This is a genomic window from Eubacterium callanderi, assembly GCF_900142645.1.
GTDB classification, from domain to species: domain Bacteria; phylum Bacillota; class Clostridia; order Eubacteriales; family Eubacteriaceae; genus Eubacterium; species Eubacterium callanderi.
The window spans coordinates 1-13,191 of record NZ_FRBP01000011.1 but is presented as its reverse complement, the minus strand read 5'-3'; the positions used below and the strand labels follow the sequence as shown (position 1 = coordinate 13,191).

Below are 13,191 nucleotides of genomic sequence, written 5' to 3'. Positions count from 1 at the left end.
TATATTTATTTAGAAAAGAATTTTATTGTTTTTTCTAAATAGTCAGCCTGCATTTTTACACCCTCAATATCCCAATAATTTGTTTTAAATTGTAATAATCTTGACTGTAATCTTTCAGCATTTGGACATAGTCCTTTTGTATATTCTTTTTGGGTTAGATACTTTTCTCTTCCTAAAAATGCTAACTCTTGAAACATTGGTTCTAAATAAGTCAGTTGCCAGGCAGAATAAATTCCATCTCCCCCATATTCCATAAATTTATCTCTAAAATCATACCAAGTGATATCTTGACGATCAATTCTAGCAACAAGTGTCCAATAGGTATGCTCAATCCTCTCTGGTACATATTGCGGTGTCAACCAATCACAAGCCTTTATACTTTCGAGCAAAAGGTTTGCTGCTTCTATCCTTTTTTGCACTAGTTCCTCAACTTTTTCTAATTGAGCAAGCGCAACTGCCGCACACAATTCTGGCATCCGATAATTCCAACCTAAAGAAACATGTCTACAATAATCAGGACTTTGGATATCTCTTTTGCTGATTTTACCTTTGTTAGCACCCACACCAGCATATCCTAGCGAACTTACGCGTCTGATTTTTTCGGCTAACTCCAAATCATCTGTAACGATCATTCCACCTTCTCCAGATGTAATATGCTTTGAGCTTTGAAAACTGTAGCTTGATGCCTGACCAAAAGAGCCAACCATTCTTCCTTTATATTTGCCAAGCATACATTCCGCGTTGTCTTCTAAGACAAAAAGATTATTTTTATCCGCAATTTTCATAATTGCATCGTAATCTGGAGCTAATCCATAGAGCGAAACCGGTATGATGGCTTTTGTTCTTTCAGTTATATTCTTTTCAATAGAATGAGGATCAATTAAAAAAGTATTCATATCAACATCAGCAAAAACAGGCGTCGCTCCTGCCTGCAACACTGGGAAAGTCGTACTTGCCATTGTTAATGGTGGAACAATTACTTCATCTCCCGGGCCAACCCCTATTGCCTCCAATACCGCATGCATTGTCTGTGTCCCATTAATAAAGGAAATGGCGTATTTGTGCTTTAATTTCTCTGCAAAAGCTTTTTCAAAACGTGTCATCATTGTTGAGCCTTCGGAACTTCTAAACTCGCTTTTCAGCACTTCTTCAAGATACTTCAATTCATTTCCGTAAATTCGTTTATTTCTTTCCAATTTTGTTCTCCTCATTAACTGATTTAAGATAACCTTCATTTCGGATATGGTTTTGGTTAATTTCTATTAAAGAGGGTTTTTCTTTTAATAGCTTCAATACCTCTTCTATATGAAAGATTGTGTCTTTTTTATAAAGATATCTGTAAATCTCTTTAATAAAAATCAAATCATCTTCGCTATCTAATGTCCACCTTAGGCTAGACAAATCTCTATCATTCTCAATATTATAAATATTAAAAAGTTCTGGATGCTTCCATATATACGGCGTTACATGTTCTTTTTCAGATTGTAGTTTGGCTTGATTAAATGCCTTTTCTAAACTCTCAAAAGTAAAAACCTCAACATCAATCCCTTCTGGATAAGTTGGTTTTATGGTATTACTGACGTAACTGTAATTTCCACTTAATAGTTTTAAAATTGCCTTGTCGATAACTCTAGGTTCTTTTAAAGGATCATCTGCCGTAATTCTTACAATTGTGTCTACCCTAAATTTTTTTGCTGTTTCATAGTATCTTTTTAAAACATTGTCCTGGTCTCCTCTGAAACAAGAAAAGCAATGTTCTTTACACAAATCTTCAATTTTATCATCTTCCGGGTTTGTTGTTGTCGCAATAATAATGCGATCAATATTTTCTGACGCTTTTACGCGGTCATAAATATGTTCTAACACTGTTTTATCTTCAATTTTTTTCAGAACTTTTCCTGGAAGGCGCGTAGACCCCATTCTAGCCTGTATAATTGCCGCGATCATTTTGCGCCTTTCTTATTTTGCCCACAAACTCGGCATTACTAAATCCGCATCTAACGCATCAAAGTCTTTAGCAATTTCGGATAAAAGACTTTGATCGATTGTATCTCTGTTAAAAAAGCAAATATTCTGTTTAAGCTGATCTAAATTATCGACACCAAAAACCAGATAATCGATTTGAGTCTGCTGTTTTACAAACTGTATTGCTAATTCAACACGATTAATATTTTCTTTACAACAAATTTCTTTGATTTTTTGAATAATCGGTTTGGCTTTACTTAAATGTTCAGGAACCTCTTCCTCATCCATAAGTATAAGCCCCTGCAAAAAAGCACTTCTTGAAAAAATTTCTTTTTCAGATACTTCTTTTCTTTTGAAAAAGTTTTCTTTTAACAATCGTTGATCAAAAATACTAAACGGTATCTGTATAGCATCTATCATTGGAAGTTCAGCCGCTTTTTTCGCTTCCTCTGGTTCGTAAATCGAAACGCCTATTTTATGTACAAGTTTCTTTTCTTTTAAGCGCTCTAATTGTTCCACAATACGCTCATCAAATATATAGCGTGAACTATGAAGTAAATAGCCATCAAGATAATCTGTTCCCAAACGCTCTAAAGACTCCTCTAAATTTTGAATTATAAGAGCCTCCCAATTCACAAATGGTTCATCATCTAAAATATTAGGTTTTAATTTTGAAAATATTTGCAAATTCTCTCTCTTGACTTTTGTTTGTTTCAAAAAAGCGCCGACAACTTTTTCTGCATCGCCATAATTATAGGCTGTATCGATGGTGTCAATACCATTTCTAACTGCATATTCAAGGATTTCTATAGACTCGTCTAATGTTGGTTTTTTTTGATTTCTTATTCCATAATCCATTCCAAACTGGACTGTTCCTAAGCATAGTTCCATTTAATTACCTTCTTTACTTTGATACTCTTCCTGTAAAATTGACATCAAATAAGCGTCCCACCATTTTCCGTTATAATAACAATTATCTCTAAACAAGCCGTCAGTTTTCATTCCTAATTTATCGTATAATTTCTTTTTCTTTTCATCAAAGACATATATTTCTGTCCAAATTTTATGTAAGTTCAACTCATTAAAACCATAATCAAATAATAAGCGACAGCTTTCCTCCGCAAAACCATCATCATCAATATATGCTTCTCTTCGTCCAATATACAACGATAGATCTGCGTTCCGCTGTACCCAGTTTATGTAGCATAATCCACAACAGCCCAAGAGCTCTTGGGTCTTAATATCCCGAATGGCAAACATAATGGTGCGATTATCATTACAAACCTGGTTTTCAAACCATCGCTTTTGCATACTTTGATTGATTTCTCTATATTCTCTAAAATGCTTTTTATAATACGGCAGATTGCGCCAATAGCGTAGCTGTTCTAAGTCATTTTCTTCAATAGTATCAAGATATACTTTCTTACCTTTTAGCATTCAAAATCCTCCTCCTGAACCGGTGCGTCCGCCTGTACATTTTTGGCAAGTATTCTTCCTAATAGCTGTTTTTCTTTATATGGCGGCAACTCATCAGGCTTAATAGGTCTTAATGCGATTAAATCCTGTTCGATAATTTTGTGTCCTTTTTGCAAATCTGTGCAGTAATAGAGCGCACGGCGCTGCACGACAGCCGTTTCTTTTTCGTTGTTTTCAATTTTTTTAATACCATCGCCTAAAGCATAAAATAATTCGTTCGAGGCTTTTACCATCTCTTTCCATTCATCTGGCAAGGTTGAAAATTTATGGTCAGGACCATTTCGTGTTTTGTCATCTGTAAAATGTTTCTCGATTACTCTGGCGCCATAAGCAATAGCTCCCAAGACCGTCGCATAACCGATCGTGTGGTCGGATAATCCCAATACAGCATCTGGAAATATTTTTCCGTACTCTTTAAGAACCGCTAAATTGATATACTTAAAATTTTCCGGATCGGCCGTATAATTAGTATTGCATTGCATTAAGATAAGCTCACTATTGTATTTTTGAATGCTTTCAACAGCCCTTTCTACATCCTCCATTGATGACGCGCCCGTTGCTAATATAACAGGCTTGCCTTTACACGCAATGTATTCAATAATCTGTGTCCACGTGATATCCCCTGAACCAATTTTATAAACATTTAAGTACGGGGCTGCATGATCTACACTGGCATAATCATAAGGACTTGTCATATACTCAATGCCAACTTCATCACATTTTTCTTTCAGTAAGGCTGTCCAGTCATCTGGTATGCTCGCATCCTGATAAACTTCAAATACAGACTTTTTCCATGCAGCCTGATGCGACAGCTGTCCACCCATTTTTTCAAACCCGCTTTTGCTGACAATAGTTTTTGCCTTGAAATTTTGAAATTTTGCCGCGTCAGCTCCCGATTCTTTTGCCAACTCAATTAGTTTAAAAGCTCGGTGAATATCTCCATCATGATTTGCTGCAACATCTGCAATAAAATACGGCTGATGATTAAGTCCAACTGTTTTTGAACCAATTTGTATCTCTTTCATAATTAACTCCTAATCTTCAAAATATTGAGTATAAATTTGGGGATGGTTTTCCATCCAATCATGGAGCCTCAAAAGCTGTTCCTCTAAAGTTTTTATTGAATATCCAGAATAATCGGATAAAACCAATGTATGATCCGATTGAATTTCTGTATCTTTTATTATCTGGATTTCTGTTTTATTAAAAACCTTTTTAATATTTTGAAGAAGCTCATATTTAGAATATGCATTACTCGTCCCTAGATGTTTTATTCCTGTAAGTTCATTTTCAATTGCATACTCAATAAATTCTGCCGCTTCTAAAGAAGTAACCCCATTTAAAATAACCGCTTCAAAGCCTTTTACCAAGCCTTTTTGTGTCATAAACCAATGAAATAAACTATTATTCCCATTGTGAAAATTAGGTCCAAAAAAAGTAGCTCTTATCGTTAAATCTTTTGGATTATCCAGTTCTCCCAATATTTTCGTTTTCCCATAAAAAGTAGTTGTATCTGGTTTCCTGTCTTCTTCATATGGGCTTTTATCACCATTAAAAACACCATCAGAACTAAGCTGTATTATTTTTGTTGCACTATCTTTGTAGAATGCTTCTAAAAAATGTGGAATATAACTGTTAATAAAAACAGCATTATTTTTACTTTCTTCACTCTGATGCACCAAAATGGCTGAACAATTCACGATAATATCAAAATCATTTTGTTCTAAAAATGTTTTTAATGTCAATTCATCTTTTAAATCCAATAAGATTGTATCTTTGAAAATCTTCTGGGAGCGTGTTAATGTAGCTACCTCGTATCCTTTTTCTTTAAAATATAAAGAAATGACGTGCCCAACCATTCCAGAGGCGCCAATCACTAATATTGTTTTTTTCATTATACTAATGGATATAATTGGTCTTAGCCAATAATTCTTTTAAATCCTCAACATTTAACCATTCTGTGTTATTGCCAGAATTGTATTCAAACCCCTGATTTACTTTTATACCACCAGGGATCATTTTGCTTTCATTCCACCAGTCCATATGAGGGTAAATGATAAAGTGCTTATCATATTCGTAAGTATGATGTGAGTCTTCTTTTGTAACCATGACTTCATGAAGCTTTTCACCTTCGCGGATGCCGACTTCAGGCATGTCACAGTCAGGTTTCATTGCTTTTGCAAGATCGGTAATCTTAAAGGAAGGGATTTTGGAGATAAAGGTTTCTCCTCCTTGTGATTCAGCTAAAGCCTTGATAACCAACTCGACGCCTTGTTCCAGATCGATCCAGAAACGTGTCATCCGGTAATCGGTAATGGGCAGTTCATTTCCGCCATTGTCAATAATATTCTGAAAAAATGGAATGACTGAACCACGGCTTCCGGCCACATTTCCATAGCGTACGATTGAAAAACGAATATCCTTTGTACCAGAATAAGCATTGGCTGCAATAAAAAGCTTATCTGATACCAGCTTGGTACCACCATAAAGGTTAATCGGATTGACTGCTTTATCTGTTGACAGGGCGACAACTCTTGTGACATTGCTGTCTAAAGAAGCGTTTATGACGCTTGTTGCGCCATCAATATTCGTTTTAATGGCTTCAATTGGATTGTATTCACAGGCAGGCACCTGTTTCATGGCGGCTGCATGAACGACATAGTCAATACCATTGAGTGCTCGTTTCAGGCGCGGCTCATCACGGACATCTCCGATAAAAAAACGTAGTTTATCCTGGTAGTCTTTGAATTTATTAGCCATGATGAATTGTTTGTACTCATCTCTTGAATAGATTACAATCTTTTTGGGATTGTAGTGTTCTAGAATATATTGTGTAAAGTAATTTCCAAACGAACCGGTTCCTCCAGTGATTAAGATTGATTTATCTTCAAGCATTTTATTCATTTTTTCTCCTTTTGTTTTAATGGAACATTTTCTTTTAACAATTGATAATGCTCCTTATTTCTGTATTTAAAAACTTTTGCGGGATGACCACCTGCAATTGCATATTTAGGAATACTGTTAACCATGACACTTCCCTCTTGTATTACACAACCTTCTCCCAGAGTTACACCTCCAAGAATTATAATTCTACTCCCTATCCACACATTATCTTCAATAATGATATTTTTTGTAATATAAGTTTCATCATAAGGTAGCTTATCACCATAATCATAATGATGATTTGATGTAAAAAATAAAATTTGATTTTCTGAATAAAAATTATTTCCGATTATTACCAGTCCATTTCCTGGTATTTTTAATCCGTTAAAATTACAGTTAGTACCCAGCTTTGTATTTTTAGTTAACCGCGTGTAATCATTTACTGTCACACATTCATAATTTCTATCAAGTTTTGTCTAGCTAAATAAGTAAAAAATTTTGTTTTTAATATCTTTATTATTTTTTTATTATTTTTCTTGTATTTAGAGATATTTATCAATTTCGCGAGAAATATTTTTTAAAGAATTCTTTTCCCAAATAAAGTCTAAATTAACAGACTTATTTTTATTTATCGTTCTTATTTTTCTAAATAAATCTACACTATTTGTGAAAAAAACAGCATATTTAGTATCAATTAGATAAGACATATATATTTTTGACATTTCTGTTTTATAAATATACGTCCTTAATCCAAATGCTAGCCCTTCATAAATAGCTGTAGATGTAATCCCAATTTGAATGTTACATTTTGAAAAATATTCATAAATAGGGATTGTACTGTTATCTATCACTGAAATTTCATCATTATATTTTGTATATTTTGCGAGTTCTGGATAATTATTTTTCCATGTATCAGTTTCTAGAGGATGTAGTTTATAAAATAATTTGCATTCTATTTTTTTGTTTTTAAATAGTTTGTATAGTTCTACAGCTAACCTACTTAATCTTTTAGCCTGATCATCATTTTGAGAAATAAAAAGAATGTTATAGGCGCCTTCTACTTTTTCTGTAACCTTTTTAAGTTCCCTTTCTATATAATTAAATCCAGTTATCACCTGATTGTCTGCATTAATCGGAAATAATGTACATGATTTCCAATATTGTGAATATAAAAAAATTTTGTCTGGGAAATATGGTAATTTCTGCTTTTCTAAATAATTATATGCAATGTGTCCTCTTCCGATTACACCATGCTGTAATTCTATAGTCGGAATTTTTAACTCTTTGGCAATTTCATTTACGATCATTTTATTTGTTTCATATCCAACTACCTCTAATATGACTTTAGGATTTGCTCTTTCTACTATTCTTTTTAAATGTTTTTTCTTGTAGTAATGCCAATAATATCTTTTGATGATCATTTTCTCAAGATAGTCTTTTTTAATATCTGTTTGAAATTCTCTTTTCAATAAATCATACAAATACGAAGCAGAGCTTCTTAACTGATTTACTGTTTTTTTATGAAATCTCCCAAATAGTAACCTTTCAATTACCGGAAAAATGTCAACATAATCAAGGAAGGTTATGTTATCAATTTTCGACGGTATAAAGTGTTTTCCTTTATATAAAAATTCAAAAACATTCGTATCATTTTTGTATAATTTTGATATCTCATCAGTATAAATACATTCATAACAACCATTTATTTTCATTTTACGAGGATGATTAAAAACTAAAATCTTTTTTTCTTTTATTTTTATTGGATATCTATAAATCGCTTTAACTAACATCCAAATCTTCTTCTTTTTACCGGCTCCACTATTATAACTTTGCTGTCCAGCTAAAATTTTGTATATATTAAAACGAATATAACCCCAAATACAAAAACCGTTAATTTCTTTTTCTATCAGTTTATATTTCTCTTCAAAATTTAAAAATTTATCAATAATATCCATTTCCTAATTTTCCGTTTTCTTTATTTTTATAAAGGAGATCCAATATATAATACGAAAAGATCCATATAAAATATACAAATAAAACTGACTTAATCATTCCAAAAACTTGTACATAATCTAAACGATTTATATAAAAAGAGCAATAAGAAGCTATTGTTAGAATAAAACAGGATTTATTTTTCAACATATAGAAATACTTATTACATTTAAACAAAACTAGCATCCAAATAAATTGAGCTAAAAAAATCCCTTTAATTCCCCACATCGCATAACTTTCAGCCCAAAAGTTACTTGCTAAACCATAAGTTGTATTAAAAACATTATTCATCATAATTGTCGAAAATCGTACGCTTAACGTAGTATCAATAAAATCATTAGCTATCGGAAAAATTGACATAACTCTTGCAAAAGTATCCACATTGCTTAGTTGGAAATTATTAGTAATAACATAATTATAAATTGAAAATACAACTCTTGATTCAGCGTTATCTGATAGTGTATCAATATACGTTTGAGAATTTAGTAATATACTTGCGACTTTATTAAAGTCAAAATCCTTAACATAAATGTATATCTCTTTATATACTAAAATAGCAAATAATAATAGCCCACCAATTACAAATAACTTTAAATTTGTTTTTATACTAAATTTAATTTTCTCCCAATTGTAGACCAGCACAACCACAATCGCCGTTGTTACATATGCACGAGATCCTATAAACAAAGTTAAAAATAATGGTATTATCGAGAAAAAAAATAATTTTTTTTTATTATTTAACAAAGCATAAATAAATACTACTAAGGAACCAACAACTGCGAGAGAAAAGAAAAAATTCAAACTCATATCGCCCTTACTTAAAGTGAAAACCGATATACCGTTTTGTACAATATTCGTTCCAATAAATGCATAGGAAATTGCTAATAATATTTGATAGCTTTTTTCTGATAAAACAATATTATGATGTAATGTTTTTAACTTGATTTTCTTTAAAAATTTGTATTTTTTCTTTAAAAAATCACAAAGAGTAATAAAGATCATAATAAAAATCAACTGAAAACAAACTATTGTATATAACTTCTCATTAATGTTACTATAATAATAATAACTATTTGTTCCTCTTTCTATCCAAACTTCTCCTAATGCACAATTAATTGTATAAATAATCAATCCTATTGCACCTATGCTTAATAAGTCGATTTTTCTAAAAAAAATAATTAAAAGAAGTATCAAAACTAAAAAAATATAGATTATGTTCATTCAATTCCCACTTTTTTCTTTTAGTGATTTAGTTTTAAATATTTAAATTGCCAAAATTTATATAGCAAATATCCAAATGCTTTTGAATATAATGGAAAACACAAAACGTCAATTCCAAATTTTTCAACTTTCTCTATTGATAGACCGCTAATATAAAAATATGCCATTCCAATAGTACTAGAAATTATTTTTTTTTTCATACGTTTTGTTCCTAAAAATTGTAATTGCGAATACCTTGTCATACCTAAAGGATTTTTTAACCGCAATTTTCTTCCAAATTTTGTTAATCCATTTTCTTGATATTCTGCTATCCCTATTATTTCGTTTGTAAAAGCTATTTTAAACTCTTCAGCCATATCCATCTGTAATACAGTTGGCCCTACATAATTTTCATCTGGATATTCAGGATATCTATATTTTTTAACTGCACGTTGAAAATAACAAATGACTCCATCATCTTTTGAATACTGATCATCGTGATCATTTCTACTTAATATCTTTTCTTCACGCAAAAAATTCTTTCCTGAATGAATTGTTGTACTTGTTTTATCCATGTATCTAAAATAAATTGCGCCAACATCCAAAAAATCTTTATATTTTAAATATTTTGTTTCTATTAATTCTATTGCATCAGGCAACAGATAATCATCGCTATCAACTATTACATATAAGTTACTATTACTTACTAACGAAAAAGCACGGTTAAGGGCTCTGGCTTTTCCCCCATTTTTCTGTTTATAATATATAATTTCAAAATTGTTGTTTTTGAGGTTTTTAATTGTTTCCTCAGTATTATCAAAGCTTCCATCATCTATAACAACCCAGTTGAAATTATAGTTAGTTTGTTTTAATAAACTATTATACAATCTAACTATTAAACCGGCTCTATTATAGGTTGGTGTGACTACTGAAATCTCCATATTTTATTACTCCTGCTCCCTTTTTTTTAGGACTTTAACTGGTATACCTCCAACAATTAATCCAGGTTCAATATTTCTATTAACTAATGAATGAGCACCTATTATACTTCCGTTTCCAACTATAACGCCATTAAGAATTGTTGCCTTTGTTCCTATCCAAACATTTTCTTCAATAATAACTTTATTATAACTTATTTTCTGATCTTTTATTATTGTTTTTAAATCTATATAATTGTGAGTAGTACTTATAATCGAAGTAGCATGTGCCAAAGATACATTATCACCAATTTCAATTTCTCCTGCAGCTTCCAAATAACACATAGGATGAATACTTACATTGTCACCTATACACATTTTCTCCGGGCTGAATATAAAGACATTAGGATGAATGCTCACATTATCACCACATTTTTTCGCAAGACTTTTCATGAAAATATAACGTATTGCTAAACCTTTTTTTCCTTTAATGTTTCTTGAGCTTTCAAAGAGCTTTTTTCTTAATATAAATGGAAGAATTGATATTATTTTCGTCATAAAATAGATCAATCTCTTATATTTACTAAATTCTTCTCTTCCTCTCATTTACAACATCTCCCGATACCACGCAATCGTCAACTCAATCCCCCGCTCAAAGCTATACTCCGGCGCATATTTTAGAAATTTTCTCGCCTTGTCAATATCTGCATTGGAGTGTTTGATATCCCCTGCCCGTTCCGGGCCATAGACCGGCTCGATCTTTTTACCCAGCAATTCGCTGAGCTTCTGGTATAGCTCATTGAGGTTAACCTGCCCGCCGTAGGCGATGTTGAAGGCTTCTCCGGCGGCTTCCCTGGGAGCCTGCATGCCTTTCAAATTGGCTTCAATGACATTTTCAATATAAGTGAAGTCCCTGGACTGGGTGCCGTCTCCATTGATCTTTGGTGCGATGTTATAAAGCAGTGAACTCACAAACTTTGGGATGACGGCAGCGTAAGCGCCATCGGGGTCCTGTCTTCTGCCAAAGACGTTGAAGTAGCGAAAACCGATGGTTTCCAGGCCATAAAGCTCGGTGTAGAGCCTGGCGTATTCTTCATTGGTTCTTTTGGTCAGGGCGTAAGGAGAGAGCAGATTGCCTTCTCTGCCTTCTTTCTTGGGCAGGGTGGGCTCATCGCCGTACACGGATGAGGAGGAGGCGTAGACGAACTTTTTCACGTTGTTCTGTCTGGCGGCTTCGAGCATGTTGAGGGTGCCTTTGATATTGATTTCTTCGTAGACCAGGGGCATCTCGATGCTTCGGGGCACGCTTCCCCAGGCGGCCTGGTGGGAGACGTAGTCGATGTTCTTGCAGGCGTTCATGCAGGTGTCGAGGTCTCGAATGTCGCCTTTGATGAATTCGAAGTTTGAGTTTTCTAAAAAGGGCTGGATGTTTTCTGCTTTTCCGGTGGAGAGGTCGTCCAGGCATCGGACAAAGTGTCCGCGTTTTAGCAGGGCTTCGCAGAGGTTGGAGCCGATAAAGCCTGCGCCGCCGGTGATCAGAAATTTGGTCTCTTGGGGGAAGGTGATGTTTTCATATCCCATTTTTTATAACCTCCAGTAGGTATAGTTTTGCTTTTCACAGGTTTGTTTATCCAGGATGCCTTTCAGGTCCATGAGGATTTTGGCTTCTGGATTTTGATAGAGTTTGTCGAAGTCCTTGAGGGTTTTGTCTTTAAAGCTTTGGTGGGCAACGGCGATGACGATTAAGTCGATATCTTTCAGGTCTTTATAATCCGTAAATGTGACGCCGTATTCTCTTTTGGCTTCTTCGGCGTCGGCTTCGGGGTCGCAGAGGATGGGCTCAATGCCGTAGTCTCTGAGCTCTTTGACGATGTCGATGACTTTTGTGTTTCGGGTATCGGGGCAGTCTTCTTTGAAGGTAAAGCCCAAAATGGCGACTCTGGCGTTTTTGACGGAGATGTCTTTTCTCAACAGCTGCTTGACGATGTTTTCGGCCACATATTTGCCCATGTCGTCGTTGATGCGCCGTCCGGACAGAATGATCTGGGAGTGGTAGCCTAACTGTTCGGCTTTGTAGGTCAGGTAGTAGGGATCCACCCCGATGCAGTGACCGCCGACGAGGCCTGGGAAAAAGTTCAGGAAGTTCCACTTGGTGCCGGCAGCTTTTAGAACAGCCTGGGTGTCGATGCCCATCTTGTTGAAGATAATGGACAGCTCGTTCATAAAGGCGATGTTGATGTCCCGCTGGCTGTTTTCAATGACTTTGGCGGCTTCGGCGACTTTGATGCTCTCGGCCCGGTGGACGCCGGCGTCGACGACGAGCTCGTAAACTTTGGCAATGGTGTCTAGGGTTTCTGCGTCCATGCCAGAGACAATCTTGACAATGGTCTCGAGGCGGTGGACTTTGTCGCCGGGGTTAATGCGCTCTGGGGAATAGCCGACTTTGAAATCTTTACCGCATTTTAAGCCGGATGCTTTTTCTAAGATGGGGATGCAGACTTCTTCGGTAACGCCGGGATAAACAGTGCTTTCATAGACCACGATGGAACCTTTGGTCAGGTTTCTCCCCAGGGTGTGGCTGGCGCCTTCCACGGGGGTCAGATCTGGTGTTTTATCCTCGCTCACCGGGGTTGGAACGGCCACAATGTGAAACCTGGCTTCTCGAAGTTTTGTCTCGTCGTTTGTAAAATCCACGGTACAGCTTTTAATGGCTTCATCCCCTACCTCTTTGGTGGGGTCAATGCCTTTTTGATAAAGC

General features: G+C 34.7%; 14 protein-coding genes. All 14 read right to left on the bottom strand.

Annotation, left to right across the window (positions count from 1 at the left end; genetic code table 11):
* Positions 1–5 precede the first annotated feature (5 nt).
* Entirely contained in the window at positions 6–1,196 is a 1,191-nt protein-coding gene (locus BUC22_RS15050; RefSeq protein ID WP_013380986.1) for a DegT/DnrJ/EryC1/StrS family aminotransferase, read from the bottom strand.
* Positions 1,183–1,947 carry a cytidylyltransferase domain-containing protein gene (locus BUC22_RS15045; RefSeq protein WP_013380987.1) on the bottom strand — a complete coding sequence of 255 codons (765 nt, stop codon included), beginning with the start codon at positions 1,945–1,947 and terminating at the stop codon, positions 1,183–1,185. The genes BUC22_RS15050 and BUC22_RS15045 overlap by 14 nt, the downstream gene beginning before the upstream one ends.
* Positions 1,948–1,959: 12 nt before the next feature.
* Positions 1,960–2,856 carry an aldo/keto reductase gene (locus BUC22_RS15040; protein ID WP_013380988.1) on the bottom strand — a complete coding sequence of 299 codons (897 nt, stop codon included), beginning with the start codon at positions 2,854–2,856 and terminating at the stop codon, positions 1,960–1,962.
* The gene (locus BUC22_RS15035) at positions 2,857–3,402 is read right to left on the bottom strand and encodes a GNAT family N-acetyltransferase (protein WP_013380989.1); all 546 of its coding nucleotides are present in this window, start codon (positions 3,400–3,402) and stop codon (positions 2,857–2,859) included.
* A complete protein-coding gene (locus tag BUC22_RS15030) occupies positions 3,396–4,466 on the bottom strand; it encodes an N-acetylneuraminate synthase family protein (protein ID WP_013380990.1) in 1,071 nt (356 codons plus the stop codon). The genes BUC22_RS15035 and BUC22_RS15030 overlap by 7 nt, the downstream gene beginning before the upstream one ends.
* A 9-nt stretch (positions 4,467–4,475) precedes the next feature.
* A complete protein-coding gene (locus BUC22_RS15025) occupies positions 4,476–5,336 on the bottom strand; it encodes an SDR family oxidoreductase (RefSeq protein WP_013380991.1) in 861 nt (286 codons plus the stop codon).
* Between the two features lie 4 nt (positions 5,337–5,340).
* Entirely contained in the window at positions 5,341–6,336 is a 996-nt protein-coding gene (gene pseB, locus BUC22_RS15020) for a UDP-N-acetylglucosamine 4,6-dehydratase (inverting) (RefSeq protein WP_041690271.1), read from the bottom strand.
* A gap of 5 nt (positions 6,337–6,341) precedes the next feature.
* Positions 6,342–6,773 (bottom strand): acyltransferase, encoded by a 432-nt coding sequence (locus tag BUC22_RS15015; protein WP_013380993.1) that lies wholly within the window; start codon positions 6,771–6,773, stop codon positions 6,342–6,344.
* 93 nt (positions 6,774–6,866) lie between these two features.
* Positions 6,867–8,279: a hypothetical protein gene (locus tag BUC22_RS15010; RefSeq protein WP_013380995.1), complete on the bottom strand. Its 1,413-nt coding sequence runs from the start codon at positions 8,277–8,279 to the stop codon at positions 6,867–6,869.
* Entirely contained in the window at positions 8,266–9,537 is a 1,272-nt protein-coding gene (locus BUC22_RS15005; RefSeq protein WP_013380996.1) for a hypothetical protein, read from the bottom strand. The genes BUC22_RS15010 and BUC22_RS15005 overlap by 14 nt, the downstream gene beginning before the upstream one ends.
* A gap of 20 nt (positions 9,538–9,557) precedes the next feature.
* Positions 9,558–10,457, bottom strand: a complete 900-nt coding sequence (locus tag BUC22_RS15000; RefSeq protein ID WP_013380997.1) for a glycosyltransferase family 2 protein — start codon at positions 10,455–10,457, stop codon at positions 9,558–9,560.
* Between the two features lie 6 nt (positions 10,458–10,463).
* Positions 10,464–11,039, bottom strand: coding sequence for an acyltransferase (locus tag BUC22_RS14995; protein ID WP_070081244.1), 576 nt, complete (start codon positions 11,037–11,039; stop codon positions 10,464–10,466).
* Entirely contained in the window at positions 11,040–12,014 is a 975-nt protein-coding gene (locus BUC22_RS14990) for an SDR family oxidoreductase (RefSeq protein WP_013380709.1), read from the bottom strand.
* 3 nt (positions 12,015–12,017) lie between these two features.
* A partial coding sequence (locus tag BUC22_RS14985) for a nucleotide sugar dehydrogenase (RefSeq protein WP_073382841.1) occupies positions 12,018–13,191 on the bottom strand: 1,174 nt, incomplete at its 5' end.

Excerpts from the sequence above, each read along its gene's own strand:
- BUC22_RS15035 (WP_013380989.1), bottom strand. The coding sequence starts at position 3,402 with ATGCTAAAAGGTAAGAAAGTATATCTTGATACTATTGAAGAAAATGAC.
- pseB (WP_041690271.1), bottom strand. The coding sequence starts at position 6,336 with ATGCTTGAAGATAAATCAATCTTAATCACTGGAGGAACCGGTTCGTTT.
- BUC22_RS15030 (WP_013380990.1), bottom strand. The coding sequence starts at position 4,466 with ATGAAAGAGATACAAATTGGTTCAAAAACAGTTGGACTTAATCATCAG.
- BUC22_RS15040 (WP_013380988.1), bottom strand. The coding sequence starts at position 2,856 with ATGGAACTATGCTTAGGAACAGTCCAGTTTGGAATGGATTATGGAATA.
- BUC22_RS15025 (WP_013380991.1), bottom strand. The coding sequence starts at position 5,336 with ATGAAAAAAACAATATTAGTGATTGGCGCCTCTGGAATGGTTGGGCAC.
- BUC22_RS15010 (WP_013380995.1), bottom strand. The coding sequence starts at position 8,279 with ATGGATATTATTGATAAATTTTTAAATTTTGAAGAGAAATATAAACTG.
- BUC22_RS15000 (WP_013380997.1), bottom strand. The coding sequence starts at position 10,457 with ATGGAGATTTCAGTAGTCACACCAACCTATAATAGAGCCGGTTTAATA.
- BUC22_RS15045 (WP_013380987.1), bottom strand. The coding sequence starts at position 1,947 with ATGATCGCGGCAATTATACAGGCTAGAATGGGGTCTACGCGCCTTCCA.
- BUC22_RS14990 (WP_013380709.1), bottom strand. The coding sequence starts at position 12,014 with ATGGGATATGAAAACATCACCTTCCCCCAAGAGACCAAATTTCTGATC.
- BUC22_RS14995 (WP_070081244.1), bottom strand. The coding sequence starts at position 11,039 with ATGAGAGGAAGAGAAGAATTTAGTAAATATAAGAGATTGATCTATTTT.
- BUC22_RS15005 (WP_013380996.1), bottom strand. The coding sequence starts at position 9,537 with ATGAACATAATCTATATTTTTTTAGTTTTGATACTTCTTTTAATTATT.